This window comes from Pseudomonas sp. S1_E05, from assembly GCF_056337105.1.
The window spans coordinates 3925600-3947964 of the sequence record NZ_JBFRHM010000001.1; the positions used below are offsets into that span (position 1 = coordinate 3925600).

The following is a 22365-nucleotide window of genomic DNA, read 5'->3' on the forward strand; positions in this document are numbered from 1 at the left end:
GACGCCGCGCCCCACTGCGGCGTCAGTTATTCACAACCCGGTCCGTAAGGCTGCTGAAAGCAATACGCTCTATATTGAGCAGCCTCAGCGGACGGATAACCGGGACCACCCGGAGACAACGCCTGATGAGCGAGCTTTTTTACAACGCCGTGCCGAATGCGACCCGCGTCGCCCCGCCCCTGCCCGAGCCTCGACAGTACCCCGGCGAAAAACCGTCCCGGGTCTACCTGTTCGGGACCTGTGTGGTGGATTTGTTCTACCCGGAAGCCGGGATGGACGCGATCCACCTGCTGGAGCGCGAAGGCATTCGTGTCGAGTACCCGCAAGGGCAAAGCTGCTGCGGACAGCCGGCCTACACCTCGGGTTACACCGAGCAGGCGCGGACCGTGGCGCGCGCGCAACTGGCACTGTTTGCCGGGGATTATCCGGTGGTGGTGCCGTCGGGGTCCTGCGCGGGCATGATCCGCGAGCACTACGCCGACTTGTTCAAGGACGAGCCGCAGACGTTGCAACAGGTCCAGGCCCTGGCGGCCCGGACGTATGAGTTGGCCGAGTTCCTGCTGTTTGTCTGCAAGGTGCAGCTCAAGGACAGCGGCGCCCCGGTCAAAGTGGCCCTGCACACATCGTGCTCGGCCCGTCGCGAGATGAACACCCACCTGCACGGTCGCGAGCTGTTGGCGCAACTGGGCAACGTGGAACGGGTGGAGCACAGCCGTGAAAGCGAATGCTGTGGCTTCGGTGGGACTTTCAGCGTCCGTATGCCAGATATTTCCGGGGCAATGGTGGCTGACAAGACCCGCTCGTTGAAGGAGTCCGGCGCGCATCAGGTGATCAGTGCCGATTGCGGTTGCCTGATGAACATCAACGGCTCATTGGAAAAACAGCAGGAAGCGTTGCGCGGTCAGCATCTGGCCAGCTTCCTCTGGCAACGCACCGGAGGCGCTCAATGAACGCTTCCACGATTATTCCTACGGTCGCCGTAGAAGAAGATTTCCACACCCGTGCGCACAAGGCATTGGGTGACCAGCAATTGCGAAACAACTTTCGCAAGGCGATGGATTCACTGATGTCCAAACGGGCAACCGCCTTCGGCGATGCCCACGAAAGAGAACATTTGCGAGCGCTGGGCAATGCCGTCCGCGCCCGTGCGTTATCCAAGCTGCCCGACCTGCTCGAGCAGCTTGAACAAAACCTGACCCGCAACGGTGTGACAGTGCACTGGGCGGAAACGGTGGACGAAGCCAATGACATCGTCCTGTCGATCATCCGCGCTCACGAGGGGCGGCAAGTGATCAAGGGCAAATCGATGGTCAGCGAAGAGATGGAAATGAACCATGTCCTCGAAGCTCAAGGCATTGAATGCCTGGAGTCGGACATGGGGGAATACATCGTCCAGCTCGACCACGAGAAGCCTTCACACATCATTATGCCGGCGATCCACAAGAATGCCGGTCAGGTCGCGTCCTTGTTCCACGACAAACTTGGCGTGGAATACACCAAGGACGTTGACCAACTCATTCAGATCGGTCGCAAGGTCTTGCGGCAGAAATTCTTCGAAGCGGACATCGGCGTCTCGGGTGTCAACTTCGCCGTCGCCGAAACCGGCACCCTGCTGCTGGTGGAAAACGAAGGCAACGGGCGCATGACCACCACCGTGCCGCCGGTGCACATCGCTGTCACCGGCATCGAGAAAGTCGTGGAAAACCTGCGCGACGTGGTGCCGCTGCTGTCGCTGCTGACCCGCTCTGCCCTGGGCATCCCGATCACCACCTACGTCAACATGATCTCCGGCCCACGCAAGGAGCATGAACTCGACGGCCCGCAGGAAGTGCACCTGGTGCTGCTGGACAACGGTCGCAGCCAGGCGTTTGCCGACAGCGAGTTGCGCCAGTCGCTCAACTGCATCCGCTGCGGCGCCTGCATGAACCATTGCCCGGTCTACACCCGCATCGGCGGCCATGCCTATGGCGAGGTGTACCCCGGCCCGATCGGCAAAATCATCACCCCGCACATGGTCGGCCTGGCGAAGGTGCCGAACCACCCGAGCGCCTCGTCGCTGTGCGGCGCCTGCGGTGAAGTATGCCCGGTGAAGATCCCGATCCCGTCGCTGCTGCGTCGCCTGCGCGAAGAAAACGTCAAGGCACCGGACAGTCCCGACCAGGTCATGCGTGGCCAGGGCAGCAAGTTTTCGCGCAAGGAACGTTTCATCTGGAACGCCTGGGCGCGGCTCAACAGCTCGCCGACCCTGTATCGTCTGTTCGGCTTCTTCGCCACGCGCCTGCGTGCGCTGACCCCGAGCAACGTCGGCCCCTGGACGCAAAACCACAGCGCGCCAAAACCCGCTGCCCGCTCACTGCATGACATGGCCCGTGAACACCTGGGCAAACAGGGAGACCGCTGATGAGCGCCAAGCAAAATATCCTCGGCAAATTGCGCACAAGCCTGACAGGCACGACACCGGTGCCTGACAATTTCGATGTCGAACTGGTGACGGCGCCCTACACCTACACGGTCGAACAACGCATCCCGCAACTGCGGAAACTGATGGAAGCGGTGCACACCGAAATCCACCTGACAACCCGTGCCGGTTGGCCCGCCCTGCTCGGGCAATTATTGACCGATCGCCAATTACCGAGCCTGCTGATCGCGCCGAGCACCCTCCACGGCCAACAGATCACTCAACACTGGGCGAACAATCCTGAGTTACCAACGCTCAAAGCCTACGACCGCCCGGTTGAAGAATGGAAAGCCGAGTTGTTCAACGACACTCCGGCCAGCCTGACCGGCACCCTCGGCGCCATTGCCGCTACCGGCAGTCTGATCCTTTGGCCGACGCGGGAAGAACCGCGCCTGATGAGCCTCGCGCCAACGGTGCATTTTGCCTTGCTCAAGGCCAGTGAAATCCGCGACAACTTCTATCAGGTGCAGCAGGAATTCAACTGGGCACTTGGCATGCCGACCAATGCGCTGCTGGTGTCCGGCCCGTCGAAGACCGCCGACATCGAACAAGTGCTGGCCTACGGCGCCCACGGCCCCAAGGACCTGGTGGTTTTAATTCTGGAGGACCAATGAGTCTACCGGCCGCTTTCCTGCGAGATGCGCAGCAACTGATCCCCCAAGAGCGACGTTTCGACGATCCGCTGTCGACCTTGGCCTTCGGCACCGACGCCAGTTTCTATCGGCTGATTCCCAAGCTGGTGATCCGCGTCGAGTCCGAGGACGAAGTGGTCGCCCTGCTCGAGCTGGCACAGCGCGATCAAGTCCCCGTGACCTTCCGCGCCGCCGGCACCAGCTTGTCTGGCCAAGCCATCAGTGGCTCGGTGCTGATCGTGCTGGGGGATAACTGGAACGGTCGCGAGATCCGCGGCCAGGGTACGCAGATCCGCCTGCAACCGGGCGTGATCGGCGCGCAGGCCAACGCGTGGCTGGCGCCGTTCGGGCGCAAGATCGGCCCCGACCCCGCCTCGATCAACGCCTGCAAGATCGGCGGCATCGTTGCCAACAACGCCAGCGGCATGTGCTGCGGCACCGCACAGAACACCTACCACACCCTGGCCGGCCTGCGCCTGGTGCTGGCCGACGGCAGCCGTCTCGACACCGAAGACGTCGCCAGCGTCGCCGCCTTCCGCCAGAGCCACGGCGCGCTGCTCGAGCGCATGGCTGAGCTGGGTCGCGAGACACGCGCCAATGCCGAACTGGCTGCGAAAATTCGCCACAAATATCGTCTGAAAAATACCACCGGCTTGTCGCTCAACGCCCTGGTGGATTTCGACGAGCCTGTGGATATCTTGAGCCACCTGCTGGTGGGCTCCGAGGGAACGCTGGGTTTCATCAGCGCTGTCACCTACGACACCGTGGTCGACCACCCGAACAAGGCGTCGGCGCTGATCGTGTTCCCCGACGTCGAAACCTGCTGCAACGCCGTCAGCGTGCTGAAGAGCCAACCGGTGTCAGCGGTGGAACTGCTCGACCGCCGCAGCCTCCGTTCGGTGCAGAACAAACCCGGCATGCCGGATTTCGTACAGCACCTGTCGGATAACGCCTGCGCCCTGCTGATCGAATCCCGCGCCGCGTCTTCCACGTTGCTGCACGAACAATTGGCGCAAATCATGGCGTCGCTGGCGGCCTTCCCGGTGGAGAAGCAAGTCGACTTCACCGAGAACCCGATGGAAAACGCCCGCCTCTGGGCCATCCGCAAAGACACCTTCCCCGCCGTCGGCGCCGTGCGCAAAACCGGCACCACGGTGATCATCGAAGACGTGACCTTCCCGGTGGAACAACTGGCGATTGGCGTGAACCGTCTGATCGAGTTGTTCGACAAACATCATTACGACGAAGCCATCCTGTTCGGACACGCCCTGGAAGGCAATCTGCACTTCGTCTTCACCCAGGGCTTCAACAACCCGGAAGAAGTCGCACGCTACCAGGCGTTCATGGATGACGTCGCGCAACTGGTCGCGGTGGAATTCGGCGGCTCGCTGAAAGCCGAGCACGGCACCGGCCGCAACATGGCGCCCTTCGTCGAACTGGAATGGGGCAGCGATGCCTACCAGTTGATGTGGCAGCTCAAGCGCCTGCTCGACCCCAACGGCATCCTCAACCCGGACGTGGTGCTCAGCGAAGACCCGCAGATCCACCTCAAGCACCTCAAACCGCTGCCGGCCGCCGACGAGATCGTCGACAAGTGCATCGAGTGCGGCTTCTGCGAACCGGTCTGTCCCTCCAAAGGCCTGACCCTGAGCCCGCGCCAGCGCATCGTCATCTGGCGCGACATCCAGGCGAAAAAACGCGCCGGCGTCGACACCCGCGATCTGGAAGCCGCCTACGAATACCACGGCCTGGAAACCTGCGCCGCCACCGGCCTGTGCGCCCAGCGTTGCCCAGTGGGTATCAACACCGGCGACCTGGTGAAAAAACTGCGCGGCCGCAGCGCCACCCATACGAAAACCGCCAACTGGCTTGAAGGCAATTTCGCCACGGCCCTGCAAGGCGCCCGTTTCACCCTGCACGTGGCCAACGGCGCACGCATGCTACTCGGCGCACCGCGCCTGGCCAGACTGTCGGCGACCCTGACCAAGGTCTCCAAGGGCCAAGTGCCGTTGTGGACCAACGCCATGCCACAGCCGGAAAGAGCCATCCGCTTCAGCCCGAGCGTGACCGACGCCCGCCCACGCGTGGTGTACCTGGCGGCTTGCGTTTCGCGGGTCATGGGCCCGGCATCCGGTGACAAAGAGCAATCCTCGCTGTACGAAAAGACCCGCGGCCTGCTGGAAAAAGCCGGCTACCAGGTCGTCCTTCCCGACAACCTCGACAGCCTCTGCTGCGGCCAGCCCTTCGCTTCCAAGGGCTACGCCGAACAGGCCGAACACAAACGCCAGGAAATGCTCGGCGCACTGCTGCATGCCAGCCGCGGCGGCCTCGACCCGATCTACTGCGACACCAGCCCCTGCACCCTGCGCCTGGTGCAGGACCTGGGCGATGTGCGCCTGGACCTGTACGACCCGGTGCGCTTCATCCGTACGCATTTGATGGACCGCCTGGAATTCATGCCCCAGGAAGCGCCAATTGCGGTGCACGTCACCTGCAGCACCCAGCACTTGGGCGAAAGCCAGGCGCTGATCGACCTGGCGCGCAAGTGCAGCAAAAACGTGGTGATCCCCGAAGGCATCCACTGCTGTGGTTTCGCCGGCGACAAGGGCTTCACCACCCCGGAGCTGAACGCCCACTCGCTGCGCAGCCTCAAGGACTCGGTGCAGACCTGCAGTGAAGGCGTCTCCACCAGCCGCACCTGCGAAATCGGCCTGAGCCAACACGGCGGCATCGACTACCACGGGCTGGTCTACCTCGTGGACCGCGTCACCCGCGCGAGGGCCCTCTGAAGAAAAATAGAACCCTGACGACGCGCCGTAGTCCACTGAGTAAGCCCGGCCAATGCCGGGCCATACCCAAACCCGGCACCCGTCCTGAAGGCCGGCCAAAGCCTGGGCCCTCAGTTCAAGGAGATACACATGAAACGTTCTGTACTGTTAGGTCTGTTCGTTACAGCTTCCATGATGGCGTCCACCTCGTTTGCGGCCAGCACCGACGACCTCTGCGATGTGAATCTCCAAACCATCGCCAACGCCAAGGCCCAGATCCAGACCCCGGACCAACAGGCCCGCGTCGATGCCAGCGTCCAGCAAGCCAAGGCCCACCAGGCCATGGGCACCAAGGAAGGCACCGAGAAATGCATCGCCGAAACCACCCAGACCATCCAGGAAATCAAGAACGCAAACAAGGACGGTAAAAACTGACAACCGCCCAAGGCCAACCTTCGGGTTGGCCTTCTCGGTCGCGTTGGCGTACACTGCACAGGCCTGTTGCTCACATGATTCACGCAGCAACGGGTTCGGGGCCGTTTAGGATTCGACGCCGGTTGCGAAACTTTAGGTGCATGCCGAGTTGGTAACAGAACTCGTAAATCCACTGTTGCAACTTCTTATAGTTGCCAATGACGAAACCTACGGGGAATACGCTCTCGCTGCGTAAGCAGCCTTAGCTCTTCCCTTCTGGTACCTTCGGGTCCAGCAATCATCAGGGGATGTCTGTAAACCCAAAGTGATTGTCATATAGAACAGAATCGCCGTGCAGTACGTTGTGGACGAAGCGGCTAAAACTTACACAACTCGCCCAAAGCACCCTGCCCGTCGGGTCGCTGAGGGTTAACTTAATAGACACGGCTACGCATGTAGTACCGACAGCGGAGTACTGGCGGACGGGGGTTCAAATCCCCCCGGCTCCACCAACATTGAAAAAAAGACGCCTTAGGGCGTCTTTTTTTGTGCCTGAATTCAGTGAATCAAGGGCTTAGGCGCTAATGGCCTCCGCGGCGGTTTTTTTGAGTTCCAGCCATTTGCGCATTCCAAATGGTATTCCCAGTCCTCAAGGCACCAGCTTTGAGAATTGCAGAGACGGCAACGAGGCTCGAGTATATGTGCCCATACCAATCGAGTCTGTGACCGCCGAATCAAGGCCACTAAATTTCCAGTCATGGACCACGCCCTAAGCGATGGGGTGGCCTGCAGTTGCGAGTCAAAAGAGACCGAATAGATCGCCAACGGTGGCTCAGCGCCTGACCTTAGGCAAACGACCAACGAAAAGTAGCAAATAGCCACTCCTCGTAGTAGGCTCGCTTCCAAATTGACATCATCTCCTAAGGCCGCAGGACAAGGCAGTCACATGTCAAAGCGAAGGATCCGCTACCCTGGCTTTCCGCATTGCTTCACCTGTTGCTCACGCACTCCTGTCGGTGCTGAGCAGAACGGGCACTATTTGCCCGCAGTTCCCCTCCCCCGTTCATTCAGGCCTCCCCTATGACTGAGACTCTCCCCTCCAGCGCCCATCGGCGCCTGATGGAGGCGACCCCCCCTGCGCCGAAAACACCATTGCGCGAACCACGTTTCAATCTCAGCCGGGATGTGGTGCTCTCTGCGCGCACCCGGCTGCAGTTGGACGAGTGCCTGGCACGCTTGCGCTTTCACACGAAGATTTACCAAGACTGGGGCTTTGCCGCCGTAGACCCTATGGGCATGACCGCTATCTTGAACTTCTACGGCCCACCTGGCACCGGTAAGACCCTGTGCGCCGAAGCTCTCGCCGGTCAACTGGGCCTGCCATTCATGGCCCTGGGTATCGCGGAGCTGGAAAGTAAGTTCATGGGCGATACCGCCAAAAACATTCAGGCCACGTTCGAACAGGCTCGAGAAACCGGCGCACTGCTGTTCTTCGACGAGGCCGACACGCTGCTGGGCAAGCGCCTGTCGTCAGTCACGCAAGGGGTGGACAACGAAGTCAATGCCATGCGGTCGACCCTGCTGATCGAGCTGGAGCGCTTTGAGGGCATCGTCGTGTTTGCCACCAACTTCGCCAAAAACTACGACGAAGCCTTTCGTAGCCGTATCGGCTACCACGTCGAGTTCTGTCTACCTGACTTGGGCGCCCGGCAACAGCTATGGGAGCGATTTCTGGTGGAGCAGATTCCGCTGGCCGCACCACGCCAAGCAATGATCGAAAGCGCCAGCCTACGTTCTGAAGGCCTGTCCGGTCGGGAGATCCGTACTTGCATGCGCTTGGCGCTGCCCAAGTCGTTTCTGGCCGCCGAGCAGCATGGCCTGGCCCCGCGCCTGGACCTTGAACATCTGCATGCCGCCATCGACGAGGTGGCGTCCTGCCACCAGCAGGTGTCTACGCCACCCTCCACCAGAACACACAGCGAGCAGGACGTGGCACGCGCCAAAAACCTGCTTGGCCTCCAATAAATTCATTACAAGGAAAGCATTATGGGATTTTGGTCAGATGTCTGGGATGGCGCAACCCGTGTAGTTTCGTCGGTGGCCAGTGTGGCCTCGGCGGCCTGGGAAAAAACCAAGGAAGTCGCCGGTAAAGCAATCGGCTGGATGGCGGAGAAAGCTGAAACCTTCGTAGGAACGGTGAAAAGTGTCTGGCAGAAAGTCAAACCCTTCATCGCCAAGGTGGTACAGCCGGCACTCAAGGTAGCAGCTCAATGGACAGCCATGGCTCTGCCCGCCTTTCCTTGGGTCAGCGGCGCAATCACGGCCTTCGACAAGGCCCTGGATGCCTTATTGGCATGGGATAAGACGGCAATGGCGAAGAAACTCGACGACGCCATCCACTGGGTCATTCAGAGAGCCAAAGACCTGCATGACATCAACCTTAATGAAGAGGAAATGGCTACTGCCGAACAACACGAAGAAACCCTTCGCGAAGCGCGCAGCGAAGTGCGAGGCGATGCCGCCAAGGCCATCGACCTGGCCAGTCTGATCACCAGTTATGCTCAGCTCAACACTCGCATTACCCATGTAATGGAGAACAACAATATCGAAGACTTCGAGCATTATCTGCGCCTGCGTGCTTCGCAGAAATTGCTCAAGGACACCGAGAAGCGCCTGATGCAAGCTCAGGACATCCATGCCATCAACACCGATGATCTGTTCCTGATGGAGATCGGTGCCGAGCTGCTGAAGAAGGTACCGGCTATCAGCGATGCCGACACTCAGCGCCTCGATGACGTCATTTACGCACGCTTCCAGCAGAAGCTGATTCCTTTCGTTTTCGAAGAAATGATCATGGCCTGGGGCTGCAACCTGGAAACCATGGAAAAGGAATGGAAAGCCGAGAGCGAAACCATCGCCAAGGATCAGGTACTTTTGCGCCGCCTGGAAATCGGCCAGCGTCTTTCCGAGCTGGACACTGAAGAAGCCGCCATGCTGGCTGATCTGCAAGCCAAAGTCCCGGCTCTCAAGGCCCGCATGGACAGCAAGCGCAAGCGCACCAATGAAATGCGCAGCTATGTCTTTGCCGCGGAAGGCTTCCTGCAAATGCTGGAAAAAAATCCCGAAGACTTCGCCGACAAAGAATATTTGCTCAATGACAGCAGTGCGGCAGGCATGATCATCATCGAGTGTGCCCAACACGGTAAACAATGGGAGGAGCTCAGCGAATCCGAGCAATTCCTCATCATCGACTTCGCTAACATCTTCGAAGAAGCCAGCCGAGCCCGAGCGGCCAGATTGGTCGAGGTGGTCGCGTGAAGCCGGAAGAAATTTTTGCGTTTCTTGTACCGGGGAACGACCCGATCCAGCTGTTTTTTGGTGGCCTGTTCCTGATCCTGATCGCGGCTACGCTCATTAGCGTTTGGCGCGGCGCAACGCCTGCGTCCTGGGAAAAAAAATGGAACGGCAATAGCCCGAGCGAAAACAGCACGGAGGACCTGGATGTCGAACATGGCTCGGTCAACGAAATCAGTGCGGCCGTAGCCAGCACTGGTGAAAAACTCGCTGACATCATGCCGGGCATCCTGCTGATCCTGGGGTTACTGGGCACTTTTCTAGGCCTGGGTATCGCCCTGAATAAGGCGTCGACCATTCTGCTCGAAGCCAACGCTGGCGGCGGCATGGACAACGCCATGGTGAACCTGATGGGCATGATGGAAGGTCTGGGGACCAAATTCAAAACGTCCACCTGGGGTATCATGGCCTTCCTGCTGCTCAAGGCCTGGTCCGCCAGTAACGGCTACGAAGAGCGACGCCTGCGCTGGTGTGTCGGCAAGATGAAAGCCGCCTTCGATTTCAGCCGCCGGGCGCAGTTTGAGGAACGTCAGCACACCCAGCACGCCCTGATAGAAGCCTTGGGCAGAATCGACCAGACCCTGGTCAGCCAAGGGGAAGCCAGCCAGGCCTTACTCGACACCCAGTGCAAACTGAACAAACATGCCAGCGTTACCCTCGTGGCTACCCATAAGGCCGTTCAGGATCTGCAACAAGCAATGATTCCAGAGCTTCGCGCCATGAACGCCAGCCAGGTGCAAACTCGCGATGCACTGCTGGAAGCCGTCGGAAACCTGCAACAGCATGGCGTCACACTCGGCCAGACCCACTCCGCCATTCAAGCGCTGCAACAGGCTCTGGTACCTGAGGTGCAGACCCTTAACGCCAGCAATGCCCAGGCCCGAGACGCGCTGCTGGATACCGTCGGCAACCTGCAGCAGCATGGCGTCACTCTCGACCAGACCCACTCCGCCATTCAAGCGCTGCAACAGTCTCTGATACCCGAGGTGCAGACCCTTAACACCAGCAATGCCCAGGCCCGCGACGCACTGTTGGAAGCCGTCGGCAACCTGCAACAACATGGCGTCTCTCTGGACGCGGCGCATTCCGCCGTTCAAGCGTTGCAGCAAGCATTGATACCTGAAGTGCAGGCCCTCAAGGCCGGCAATGAACAGGTACTCGACACGCTGCGCGATTCGGCCGCGACCCTGCTGCAAAGCAATGAGGGCCAGCAGCAACAGCTCAAGGCCACGCAAGCGGCCCAAGACAGCCTCGAGCGAGTCGCAGCCGATATCAGCAACCTGGGTGCGATATCCGAGGCCGCCACACAGATGGCCAGCGCCGCTAGCGACGTCGGCCAGTCGGCGGGTGAGCTGCAGTCGGTCATCGGTGGTTTCAAGGACGGCGTGGCCGATGTGCTGGGCAGCATCAAACACGACTTGGGTACCACCATCGACCAGATGGGCAACAGTTTCACGGACAACATGGCCAACATGTCCACGACCATGGCTAACGCCACCGACGGCATTTCCACGGCAGTTACCAATCTGTCGGCCAGCGTCAGCGAGACGATGAACAAGATGCAGAAGTCCAATGACGACTCGATGGCGATCCAGAAAAACGCCCAGATCGAATTCCTCGCGACCAGTGAAAACCTGAACATGAACATCGGAACCATGACAGGACTGGTCGAGGATCTGCGTGAGCGCATCGTCTCGGGGCTCCAGGCGGTTTCGGAAAGCGGACGACGCATGGTGTCCGTCGACTCTCAATTCAAGGACGTCACCGAGAAAGCCGCCCGCAGCGCGGTGGCTATCGAAGAGCTGGTCACTGAACTGAAACAGCTGCAGCACGCCAGTCCGTTGCAACCGGTCATGGATGCAGTCGCCGGCAGAGTCGAGATGATCGGGCACAGCATGCAGCGTCTGGACGAGCACCTGCTTGAGCTCAAGTCTGCAGCCGCGGACGAGCGCCAGTTGAATGCCATCGGCCAATTGCAGGGCCCACTGGAGCGAATCATCGAGCGACTTGAAAAGGTCGACACCCGTCTCGAGCGATTCAGTCTCACTGCCGAGGAGGCGTGAAGGTAGCCCATCATGAAAGACAAACCAAATGAATGGGTCTCTATCGCCGACCTGATGGCCGGGGTTATGGCCGTGGTCATGCTGCTGTTGGTGATGTCGGTGCTGCAGAAAACCTACTCCGATCTCAAGCACAAACAGGAGATGGAAAAAAGCAGCACCTCACAGCGCGAAAAGGTCGGCGCCATCCTCAGCGAGCTCAAGACGTCGCTCGAGAGCAGTGAGAGTGCCGGATTGGTGGTGCTGGATGTGAACGCCCAGAAGATCACGCTGCGCGACGGCATTTTCGGCCGTGGCAGCGCCTGTGTCACCGATCAGGCCAAACAGGCATTCGCCAGCATTGAGGCGCGTATCGCCGACTTTCTGACCACGTTCAACAGCGGCAAAGTGTATGTCGAAGGGCATACCGACAACCTGCCGGTGTCTCGCCCTGTCACCAACTTCGAAGCGTTTTGCACCGTGTACGATGACAACTTCACACTTTCCGCAGCTCGCGCACGGGAAGCCCGCAAGTTGATCGTCGGTGACCTTGACACCTCCAGTGCCAAACGCGTCGTGGTGGCCGGTTATGGCGACTCGCAACCTATCATCGGTATCGCCCCTGAGGACGCCCAGCAACGGCGCATCGAAGTGCGTTGGGTGATACAGGAAGATCGCTAGGCCGAGTTCGCCACATTTTCCACAACAGTTCAAAGGATTCCGGTAATGGGCATCACCTACAGACAGGATGACGACCTGGCGTTTCTCCAGTACTGCACAGAGGACGACATCCATCAGCTGGCCAAGTACTTGATGTTCGATAATGACGGCGAAAAGCGAGTGGCCAGTGAGATCGCCGACGATGAGCAGTTCAAGAAACTTGAAGGCCAGCCAAACCAGTGGCGCCAAAGTTGGAGATTGGTAGCCGGTGAGCTGCAGCATTTTGGCGGCGACTCGATCGTCAATCTGTTTCGCCGACAGGGTGTGCTGTACAAGGAGATGCTTTGCGATGTCTGCGACAAGGCAAAAGCCAAGTACGACAGCAAAACGCCTGCCTATGACATCGAAAACAGGTTAATCGAACGCCTGGTCGAGCAATCATGGGACAGCATGTCTGACGCCGAGAAACGCAAGACGATGGAGTCGATGAACCTGCCCGATGCCATTGACTCGATGCCCCTGACCGCAATTATCAAAGCGATCAGCTCAGGTGGCTTAGGCTCCTTCGAGTGGTCTGCCTGGCTTGCCAATTCCGCCCGTCAGTACTTCGGCAATGCCCTGGTAGTGGGCGCAGGAGGCGCCGCGGCATTGATTGGGGGACGCGCCGTGGCCGCGTTCGCCGGGCCGGTCGCGGCGATTGCCGTGACCATACCGTTGCTGAGCGGCACTGCCTACCGGGTCACCATCCCAGCGGTTATCCAGATTGCCTATATGCGCCGCAAATACGAAAAAGAGGACCGTTTCTGATGCAAGCTGCCGCCGACCTACTGCAGAAAATTTGGGTTCTCGATGAGGCCGCCTTCTCCAAAAAGTTGCTCGATGCCTTGGCTCAGGGTAAAGCCGTTATTCATGACGGCGTGGCCTACTGGAAAGCAGGCAGCGGTGAGACAGGGATCATTCAACACTTGCCGTTCAAGGAGACAATGATCAAATCCGCCGAGGAAGCGATCAAGGCCGCACAAATGACCACCGTCATGGCAGCAGCCGCGTCTACCTGCGTCATCCTTGGCGCATTGATCATCCAGACCAAATATCTGGCCGCCAAACTCGACAAAATCCAGAACACTGTCGACGAAATAGCCAAAGACCTGCACGCCCAGAACATTGTCTACTACATGGACAAAGTCACCGACTACATCGGTGGAATAGAGCTCGCGCGCACCCTGCTGAAAGACCGCAGCCTGGCCCACGAGATCAAGGAGATGGCCTACCCGCTGCTGGCGACCGCTGCGGCCAAGCGCAACCACGCGCTATCGTTTATAGACAATATCCTCAACCTGGCGCACCACAGCAACGAACTGACCAACAAACATTACGAGCTGGTGGTCAACTTCGCCCACATGATGTTGGAAATCATGCCATTGGGAATGCACACCGAGTACCTGCTGGCCGCCCGCGTCGGCAAACCACAACTGGCTCAGTTAATCCTTGAGGACGGCGCCGAACGCTATCAGGGCGCAATGAGCCTCTACAAAAACTTCTTAAACGAACAACACCGCAATCTGATCCGCGGCAGCATCGGCGAAAAGGCCGAGATATTCCATCGTATCGAGCACAAAGCCAAACAGCTGATCCACTCGGAAGAAAATCGGCTGTTACTGTCCCTGCCCAATGGTCGCATGGCTGTTCTGGAAGCCGCCTGAGTACCCAGCTCTAGAACTGAAACCTGATCGCTTGTTGCAGCTTGCTTACAAGCGATCAGGTCCGGATCTTCAACCCGGATACACGCCCCCTTTTGAGCTGCTCAGTCGATCAAAATTGGGGCCTCACGATGCCGCCTGGCAGGTCATGGATGGCGCAAACGCTACACCCGCTCGCGAGGTGTAATCGCTGCCCTTACCTGAGGCCGGCACCAGCGCCGTACAAGCTCTGCCGCAGTCCTCTCCAGCCAGCCCGCCGCTCGCTGCCGCAATTTCTGGCTCCCGCATTTCGGGCAGCGCTCAAACCACTCCCCTGGCCGCAATACATCGCTCAAAGGTGCCACGGTTTGCTTCCAGCCACAGTTGTCACAGACAAAGGTAAAAGGCCTCGGGCGCATTGGCATGACCGTTCTCCTGTAATAGACTCAATGGCCGGGATATGCCCGCTCAATTTGTCCGTCTACCTCACCACCCACACCGCAATACTCACGGGGAATGCGCTCGATATCCTCGGCCATTTGCTCGATCACCTCGCGCAGTTCCAACTGGATGAGCCAGCGACTCGGGATGGCTGCCTCGCCGTATTGAGCGCCGAGCAGGTGCCCTGCTATCAAGCCAGTGCTGTCACTGTCGCCGCCGTGGTTTACGGCTGTGATGACACCACTTTCCAACGAGTCCGCAAACAATGCGCACCACAGTCCGATAGCCAGCGTTTCTTCGGCGACCCACCCACCACCGAGCTCGCCTATTCGCTGAGGCGTCGGCTGGTAGCCCTCGTAAAAGAAGAAAAGTACACGCTCAATGAGACTGCGTGTTTCTTCCATACCCGGCGTCTGTCCATACTTGGCCAGGCTCTGAGTAACCGCATGCTCCAGGCTGTCTTGCTGATCGACAATGCGCTGGAGAATATCGGCAAACAATCCGGCCGCCAGATACCCCGTAGGATGCCCGTGAGTCAGGCGCCCAGACTGGGACGCGTAGTCAAAGGCGTTGGCAAAAAAGGCGCAGGGTGCAACGCGCATCAAGGCGCCACAGCCTTTGCTGTTGTTCTCGGCAACTGCGCCGAGCCTCGGACTGGCCTTGAGTGCACTCAGGCAAGTCATGCCAGGGGCGCGCCGAGACCAGAGCTGCGATTGCTGTATCAACCAGCCGTCCACGTCGATCGGCATTGCCGCAGGGTAGTCCTGGGTTATCAGCCAGCGCAGCAACGCATGATGAATGATGCTCGGGACATGGCACGCCCCTCGAGAGCTGCCGCACACATAGGCTCGCAGCAAGCCTTCGGCGGTGAAAAGCATCATTTGCGTATCATCGGTGATGGCGCCTGTGAGACCAAAAGCAGGCGCAAAATCAACGATACCCTGAGGACCGAACCTGGCCTCGATTGCAGACCACTCGAGAAACTCCACCGGGGCGCCCAGCGCATCACCGACAGCGCCGCCGAGCAGGCAACCCTTGATCCGTTCAAGTCTGTTCATGTCCTTTCCTCATCCCTCAGCAGGGATCAATTCCTGCAAAATCACCAGCTTTCTCTGCAACTGCTGAACGTGTTCTTTCTCGGCCCGCAACGCCGAACGCAGTTCGCGGTTTTCCATTTCCGAGATCCGCGCTGTGCGTGCATTTTTTTGGCAGCCCAGCGCCATATGCCAGAGTTCACGCAATCTCAGGCACTGATGCAGTAACACCAGCAGGATTGCCACCATCATCACAAACGCCCCTGTCGAAACCATTTCCGACATACTCATGTCCACTTCCTTCCGTGACTTCAATTCATCTCGAATGCCAGACACAAGATATGTAGTGCAACGCGACAGGTCTAGAATGTAGACTTATACAGGTAAAGTATTCGCGCACATGGAGAGGGTATGAAACGCAAGCAATCCATCGAGCAGGTTCGCTGGGATCTGGCACTTCGCTATCGTTTGATCGAGACCGTTGCCTGGTGGGAGGGCCGGTTGACTACGGGACACCTGATCCAGAGCTTCGGCATCAGCCGCCAGCAGGCGTCCAAGGACATCAACACGTACATCACGGAACATGCGCCTAAAAACCTTACATATGACAAAAAAATAAAAGGCTACGTCCCGAGCAAGACGTTCTCTCCGCTGTTTATCGACGACAGCGCCAGCGCCTATTTGCATCTGCTTTACCAGAACAACGAGCGTGCTCTGCACATTGATGGGCTCGCCTTGGCTTACGCCCACACAAAAGTCCTGGAAGTCCCGGACCGTCCGATTCGGCCGGAGGTTCTGCGCCCATTGCTGAAGGCTTGCCGCGATGGCCTACGCCTGGAAACCGAATACGTGTCGCTCAACACGCCAAACGTGGAAATCCGCCTGATTGCCCCCCACACACTGGTCTACACCGGCATGCGCTGGCATGTGCGCGCGTATTGCGAGAAGAACCGCCAGTACCGCGACTTTGTACTCAGCCGACTGCGTGGCGAGCCGGACCTGCTCGACGAGTCGCAGGACACCCGCGAACTGGATGAAGAGTGGAACACCGAAGTGCCGATCATCTTCACCCCCGATGGCCGCTTGAACGCCGCGCAGCAGGCCATCATCGAAACCGACTTCGGCATGACCGATAGCCAACTGGTAGTCCCCAGTCGCAAGGCATTGGTGAAGTACGTATTACGCCGTTATCAGGTAGATCCGAGAAACCAGGCCACCAACCCCGAGGCCCAGCAGATCGTGGTCAGCAATATCAAGGAGCTGCGTCCGTGGCTCTTGCATGATTAAGCCCCATCTCTCGCCAGACACGCAGCGCACGCACACTGTTGTCGACCTCAGCGTCGAGTAGCGCTTGCGCCAACGCGTGTTCACCTTTGAGCTGGGCAATATTTCGTGGGGTATTGCCCTCGCTGTTCTTCGCGTACAGATCAAGGCCGTATTGGGCGTAGTGGCTGATGAAACACCGGGCGGCCTTCCAGTGCCCATGCATCAGCAGCAAATGCAGCGGCGTATTGCCCAGCACGTCCCGGTCGTTGAGGCTGCCGCCGAGCTGGTGACGCGCGTGCAGGATGTCGACATTGCCGAATCGGGCCGGTTGGTGAATGTACTTGTCGTGGGGCATGAAAGTCCCCAAACCAGGCCAATCGCGAAACTGCAGATCGCCAATCGCACCCAGTGACTCAAGCGTGCCCGCCAGTTCCCGACGGCTCAGACGGTAGGCCATGTCCAGCGGTGTATCGCCGGCCAGATCACGCTGATTCATGCCTTGGGGATCGAGCGGCGGACCCACATCGAGCAATACACACAGGTGCCAGTCGTTCAGGCCAAGCTCGACTCGGTCTTCCATGTGCTCAAGCATGGCTTTCTACCGCACCATGTCTGACAGCCATGCACAAACCGTTTACCAGGCTCATCTCCTGGGGTGTCCGGCAACGGACAACGGTGAGGTCCGGGCTGGCGACGATGCAGGCCAGGGATTTGGCGCGACTGACCGCCACGTTCAGGCGGTTCTTCGAGTACAGAAAACCGATGTCACGCGGCAGGTAGTTCTCGTTGGAAGTCGCCATCGACACGATGACGATCTCTGCTTCCTGCCCCTGAAATTTATCCACGGTACCCACACGGGCACCTGCGGGAAGTGCCTGTTTGAGCACTTGAACCTGCAAGTTGTACGGCGCCACGACCAGGATGTTTTCGATACCGATCGCGTGCTCCTGAGCTTCGCTGTCGATAAACCGTTGCTCTAAAAAGTAGGCGTAAAGCGCTTTGACCTGCGCGGCCTCCTCGCTCGAACTCTGGCTATTGCCATCGTGCTGAACAGGGCAGAACATCAGACCGCTGGCAGGTATCTGCGGACGTTCGCCGTCCAGCAGCAGGACCTGTCGCTCAGTGCCGGGCGCCGAACACAGCTGCCCTTGGTAAACCGCCTGGGAAATGAACGAGCACACATCCGGGTGCATTCGCCAGGTGGTTGCCAGGAACACGCCGCGGTCCGCCGCAATGGTCGGCGTGCCGTCCAGCAGGTAGTCGAGTATGGAGTCCCCGGAGCGTCCCGGGTGCACACCCTGCACCGGCTGCGACAGTTGCATCTGATCCCCCATCAGCACGATGTTGCGAGCCGCCATACCCATGGCCACCAGGTTGGCCACACTCACCTGCCCGGCTTCGTCGATGAACAGGTAGTCCAACTCTTCGGTAAACGCCTCGTTCGCCAGTATCCAGACCGTGCCGGCGGTCAAGCCAATCGATGGCCCGCAGGCAGCGATAAATGCCTGTTTGTTTTCGATGGAGCGGATGCAGCGGCCTTTGAATTCATTGCCCTCTCCGTCCGAGGACTTTTTCAAGCCGCTGAACGTGACGCCCTCTTCCAGCGCTCGCGCTTCCACCGCTGCCAGCAGGTTGTTGATGGCGTGGTGCGAGTTGGACGTGACGCCGATGCGCTTACCCGCCTTGAGCAAATCGACAATGACGTGCGAGCCGGTGTAAGTCTTGCCGGTGCCCGGTGGGCCCTGAATGAACAGCACGCTCTGGTCGAGATTGCGCACCACTTGCTTGATGGCGTCCAACGGTGGCAAGCCTGGATCGAGCAGCGGTGCTCCCGGATCTACACCATTCACCCGTGGGAGGCGTCGATGCAGGAAGTCGGTCACGGCCGGGAAACGCTTGCCGCCTGCCAGCACGCTGTCGGCATACCGAAACAACGCGTCACGCAGCGAATCCGTCGGGATTGGACCATTGGGGATCATGTCGAAATATTCGGGTGGCGCTTTTTGCTCGGTAGCCTTGAAGGTCGCCAGCCCCAGGTCGAAATCCAGGTGATGCAATTCGATGCTGGTCTGGGTTCCGGCGATACGGCCTTTTGAGCCTGTACGCAGCTTGGTCTCTTGCGGCTCAAAACGGTATTCGTACAGGAACGACTTCATGATCGGTTCACGCGGTGTCGACGTGCGCTGCAAACCCGCAAGGCTTTCGATATCTTCCAGCAACTCCTCGGAAGTCATATCGCGGCGACTGAACATCTGCCACCAGGTCGGCTTGTCGGCGCGACGATAAAAGTCGAGTAGCTGGAAGGTCAGCACACGTACAGGGTCTTCGGCGTGCGGTCCATCGAGCAGGCGCTGGCGATATTGTTCCAGCCGAATCTCCACGTCAGTGGGCTCGGTGCTGGAAGTCACGCTGACAGGCTCTGGTAGCAAAAGCTCACCCGCATCCGCCGGTTTGATCTCCAGCAGCCAGTTACGCAGAAGATAAGTGGATTTCACGTCGTCTTCGTTGTAGCGCTCGATCTGCTCAAGCAACGCCGAGTCGCCGGTTTCTTTCCACTGCTCATAAAATACGATACTGGCGCCGGCATTGGTCACATCGCCCTCACGCTGAGCCATGTAAAAGTGCTCGATGTTCTTGATCGAATAACTGGGCTCCGACACCCGGATCGCTTCACGCACCACCTTGTAAAGGTCGATCAGTTTGCCGTTGCGCAGCAAGCCGTCCACCTGTGCCTCTCGGGTACCGTGCTGGCTCATCAGGCGTTTGATCGCCGTCTCTTCATAGCTGGCGTAGTGGTAGATGTGCGCGTCGGGGTAACGCTTGAGATGGGCAGTCACCCAGTCGATGAATTGCTCGAAAGCGATTCGCTCTTCCGCGCGGCTATGCGCCCAGAAGGCTTTGAACGTTTGCTTGCCGCCCTCGTTGATGTAGAGCCCAAACAAGTACTCAAGGCCACCCTCTTCGAGCGGATTGCCTTCCATGTCAAAAAACAGATCGCCCTCCACCGCTGGCGGCATGCGGTTGAAACCACGGTGCACACCGGCGGGTGGCAGCAGCTCGAACAGCGGGTGATCACTGCTGCGCCCCTGGAACTGTAAGCGCGCCTGATGACGCAACTTGTTCAACGACTCCCACTGCAAGTTGGCGACACGCAAGGTGTCCGGACTTTGGGCCAACTGGCGCAGCGTCGTGACGCCAGCGTTGTGCAGTTTATTGATCTGCGAACGGCTGATACCCGCGACGGCCGAGAGATGATCGTCCTGCTGGCGTTGCTCGTCACAGCGCTCGCGCCAAGCACAAAACCCGCAGTGCCCACAGGGGTCAGGGTAAGTGGCGGGCGGCTCGGCCAGGCTGGTGAAGGCGTTGAAGCGCTGCAACACATGCTCCAGATAGTCAGCGTAGTCCGCCACGCGAAAGGCCTGCTCCGTACGCTCTGCATCGCCGAGCACGATGTACATGTACTGCGGCTGCACACCCTGGATTGGCTCCAACAGGCGCGAATACAGTGCGGTCTGCACCAGGAACTTGGCCTTGGCGGTTTTCGCAAGCTTGGTGTCGATTACTTCATAGCTATGGTCGCCCAGCGCCGATGGCACCGGCACCTTGCGCAGAAAGTCGGCATGGCCAATCAAGGCGCCGTCCTGCAGCGATGCCTGGAAAATGATGTCGGCACCCGCCTGCATGGCCAGAATCGTCAGCTCGACACGGCGGGCGAAACTCGGATCACCTTCGGCGATATCGACCACATTGGCGTATTGGCTCTTGAGGCGATCGAAATAAGCCGCCTCGTGGGCCAGGCCCTTGTCCTGAATCAAGCGGTTCTGGTCACTCGATGGCGTTTTCTCCATCGGGTTGACCAGGTGCGCTAGGTCCAGCGCCGTGAGGTGCTGGCATTCAAGAAACCCGCAGAGGTCCGAGGCGGAATAAAGGCGTGTGCCATTGCGCATTTGCATGGTCGAGATTAATCCTGTGATGTGCTCGGGGCCGCTGCACGGTAATCGAGGCGGATGGGAGGCTCAGGCCTCCAGCGAGCACTCACCGAAGAACCGCTCGAACAGCGGCGTAGGCAAATGGTCGGCGTCGAGCAAACCAAAGTGCTTGCCGACATTGCGGCCCAACGCCATGAGCGTATTGCCGGAATTGGGCGTGCCTGCGTAGCCAGCGGCCAGGATCGATTCGACACGCGCCTCGCCCGTCGCTTCTCGCTGGTACGCGCGTCCCGTGATCAATACATCCACCAGGCACACGTTGACCCGCTCGTCACCCAGGGTGAAGGGCTCCAGCACCTCGCTGGACAAGGCCGCACGCAACCCGTCTTCGCCACCGGCAGCGATCCGTTCCAGCTCTTCGAGTGAACGGTTGAACAGGTCGAACTCCTGCATGGAAAACGCGAAACAGTTGCCTTGCGCGGTCGAGCGGGACACAGCACGGTTCGCGACCTGCCAGTCAACGAAAGAGGGTTTATCCGGCTGCCCACCGTCGCGGCGGAACTCCAGATAATCCGCGATCACCCGATTGAATGTATTCCCCGTCGGCACCCAGCCCGTGCTCTCGCGATCGGGTTCGTCCTCATTCTCCAGGAGCGCGGTAGTTTTCAGTGTCCCGCCAAAGCAGCGCAGGTCATAACCGAGCATGAACAGGCTGGCCTCGAACGCATGACACCGCGCGGGCAGTGTGCCTTGGTCGGCGAACCACTCGGTACGCTCAAGCAAAGCACGGATGATCCACCCCAGGCGTACCTGGCAGCGCGCCCACACCTCATAACGAATCGAAGAAAACTGCGGCGCCGCCAAGCCGTTGGTAAACGCGCCGGGATTGCGGATCTGGCTGCCGAGCGCACCACCGGACGGGAACGACAACAGCGGCTTACCGCGCCCAGCCCACTGCTCACGAAACAACGAATAGAGCATGCCCATGGCCGCACCGACGCGGCTGTCATAAATCGGCGAACCCGACCCATCCAGCAGCGCGTGAATCTTGGTCAGACCCGCGTCGAAGCGTTCAACGCTGTTCGCATCGAGCTCATCCAGGTCATTGTCGCCATCGAGCGCCATGAGCCCGGCCATCTTTCGCAGATAAGCGGACAACTCACCCTTGGCGGCCAGGCGATGCAAGAACGGGATGGCACCACGCACGCCGCCCCAACGAAGAATCTGCAAACACGCCTGCAGCGCTTGCGGCTCATCACCGCGCTCGACTGCACTTTTGAGCCACTCACGAAGCTGACCGAGAGAACGTTGCGTTTGCGCCCAGGTTTGCGAGTCTACCGATGCCTGATTGCTGTCCAGCCAACTGGCCTTCCAACGATAGTGCGCCAGCACCTGCTCGAAACCGCGAACATCCTCCTGCAAACCACCCGGTACAAATTTGCTGGATTTGAAACGAAGCTTGAACGTCAGGGTTGGCAAATTCGTCGCCAACCAGTCAACAAAAGCCTCGACTTCAGGTTGGAGCAAAAACTGTTCACGCTTCATGCCGGCTGCCTTGCAGGTAGTATCGAATGGCCATACCCTAAGCAAAAGCGCCGGGCCCGTCCATGTTGGCTGTTCATACAGGTAAACAATTGGAGCAGGTGCCAAGGCTCAGAAAAAAATACTCTCCGGCAACAATATGGGGGGCA

Annotated in this window: 17 protein-coding genes and 1 other RNA gene; 13 read left to right on the forward strand and 5 right to left on the reverse strand. The window is 59.2% G+C overall.

The annotated features are described in order from the left end of the window. Positions 1–125: 125 nt before the first annotated feature. The 12 genes from AB4N33_RS18235 to AB4N33_RS18290 all read left to right on the forward strand — a co-directional run bounded on the left by AB4N33_RS18235 (position 126) and on the right by AB4N33_RS18290 (position 14028). Positions 126–950, forward strand: coding sequence for a (Fe-S)-binding protein (locus tag AB4N33_RS18235; RefSeq protein WP_460118282.1), 825 nt, complete (start codon positions 126–128; stop codon positions 948–950). Next, on the forward strand, positions 947–2401 hold the full coding sequence (locus AB4N33_RS18240) for a LutB/LldF family L-lactate oxidation iron-sulfur protein (RefSeq protein ID WP_476457918.1): 1455 nt from the start codon (positions 947–949) through the stop codon (positions 2399–2401). The genes AB4N33_RS18235 and AB4N33_RS18240 overlap by 4 nt, the downstream gene beginning before the upstream one ends. After that, positions 2401–3072, forward strand: a complete 672-nt coding sequence (locus tag AB4N33_RS18245; RefSeq protein WP_476457919.1) for a LutC/YkgG family protein — start codon at positions 2401–2403, stop codon at positions 3070–3072. Before AB4N33_RS18240 ends, AB4N33_RS18245 begins: the two co-directional genes overlap by 1 nt. Next, positions 3069–5879, forward strand: coding sequence for an FAD-binding and (Fe-S)-binding domain-containing protein (locus AB4N33_RS18250; protein ID WP_476457920.1), 2811 nt, complete (start codon positions 3069–3071; stop codon positions 5877–5879). The genes AB4N33_RS18245 and AB4N33_RS18250 overlap by 4 nt, the downstream gene beginning before the upstream one ends. Positions 5880–6008: 129 nt before the next feature. Beyond that, complete coding sequence (locus AB4N33_RS18255) at positions 6009–6293, forward strand: hypothetical protein (RefSeq protein ID WP_476457921.1); 285 nt, start codon at positions 6009–6011, stop codon at positions 6291–6293. A 97-nt stretch (positions 6294–6390) separates the two neighbouring features. Continuing rightward, positions 6391–6784, forward strand: a transfer-messenger RNA (tmRNA) gene (gene ssrA, locus AB4N33_RS18260). A 568-nt stretch (positions 6785–7352) separates the two neighbouring features. Beyond that, positions 7353–8297 (forward strand): ATP-binding protein, encoded by a 945-nt coding sequence (locus AB4N33_RS18265; protein ID WP_476457922.1) that lies wholly within the window; start codon positions 7353–7355, stop codon positions 8295–8297. 21 nt (positions 8298–8318) lie between these two features. Beyond that, entirely contained in the window at positions 8319–9590 is a 1272-nt protein-coding gene (locus AB4N33_RS18270; protein ID WP_476457923.1) for a hypothetical protein, read from the forward strand. Continuing rightward, positions 9587–11689: a hypothetical protein gene (locus AB4N33_RS18275; protein ID WP_476457924.1), complete on the forward strand. Its 2103-nt coding sequence runs from the start codon at positions 9587–9589 to the stop codon at positions 11687–11689. Before AB4N33_RS18270 ends, AB4N33_RS18275 begins: the two co-directional genes overlap by 4 nt. A gap of 12 nt (positions 11690–11701) precedes the next feature. Next, positions 11702–12346 (forward strand): OmpA/MotB family protein, encoded by a 645-nt coding sequence (locus tag AB4N33_RS18280; RefSeq protein ID WP_476457925.1) that lies wholly within the window; start codon positions 11702–11704, stop codon positions 12344–12346. Between the two features lie 45 nt (positions 12347–12391). Beyond that, positions 12392–13132, forward strand: coding sequence for a DUF3944 domain-containing protein (locus tag AB4N33_RS18285; RefSeq protein ID WP_476457926.1), 741 nt, complete (start codon positions 12392–12394; stop codon positions 13130–13132). Then, a complete protein-coding gene (locus tag AB4N33_RS18290; RefSeq protein WP_476457927.1) occupies positions 13132–14028 on the forward strand; it encodes a hypothetical protein in 897 nt (298 codons plus the stop codon). Before AB4N33_RS18285 ends, AB4N33_RS18290 begins: the two co-directional genes overlap by 1 nt. 422 nt (positions 14029–14450) lie before the next feature. On the opposite strand, the gene AB4N33_RS18295 is transcribed toward AB4N33_RS18290, so the two are convergent. Together AB4N33_RS18295 and AB4N33_RS18300 are read right to left on the reverse strand one after the other, a co-directional pair. After that, positions 14451–15503, reverse strand: a complete 1053-nt coding sequence (locus AB4N33_RS18295) for an ADP-ribosylglycohydrolase family protein (RefSeq protein WP_476457928.1) — start codon at positions 15501–15503, stop codon at positions 14451–14453. A 9-nt stretch (positions 15504–15512) separates the two neighbouring features. Next, the gene (locus AB4N33_RS18300) at positions 15513–15770 is read right to left on the reverse strand and encodes a hypothetical protein (RefSeq protein ID WP_476457929.1); all 258 of its coding nucleotides are present in this window, start codon (positions 15768–15770) and stop codon (positions 15513–15515) included. Between the two features lie 120 nt (positions 15771–15890). Between AB4N33_RS18300 and AB4N33_RS18305 the strand changes: the two genes are divergently transcribed. Next, positions 15891–16766 (forward strand): BrxR family helix-turn-helix transcriptional regulator, encoded by an 876-nt coding sequence (locus AB4N33_RS18305; RefSeq protein WP_476457930.1) that lies wholly within the window; start codon positions 15891–15893, stop codon positions 16764–16766. Here AB4N33_RS18305 and AB4N33_RS18310 read toward each other — a convergent pair. From AB4N33_RS18310 to AB4N33_RS18320, 3 genes are all read right to left on the reverse strand, one after another. Beyond that, entirely contained in the window at positions 16732–17337 is a 606-nt protein-coding gene (locus tag AB4N33_RS18310) for an ankyrin repeat domain-containing protein (RefSeq protein WP_476457931.1), read from the reverse strand. The two genes, AB4N33_RS18305 and AB4N33_RS18310, sit on opposite strands and share 35 nt — an antisense overlap. Continuing rightward, the gene (locus AB4N33_RS18315; protein WP_476457932.1) at positions 17330–20698 is read right to left on the reverse strand and encodes a TM0106 family RecB-like putative nuclease; all 3369 of its coding nucleotides are present in this window, start codon (positions 20696–20698) and stop codon (positions 17330–17332) included. The genes AB4N33_RS18310 and AB4N33_RS18315 overlap by 8 nt, the downstream gene beginning before the upstream one ends. A gap of 63 nt (positions 20699–20761) precedes the next feature. Continuing rightward, positions 20762–22219 (reverse strand): hypothetical protein, encoded by a 1458-nt coding sequence (locus AB4N33_RS18320; RefSeq protein ID WP_476457933.1) that lies wholly within the window; start codon positions 22217–22219, stop codon positions 20762–20764. Between the last annotated feature and the right edge of the window lie 146 nt (positions 22220–22365).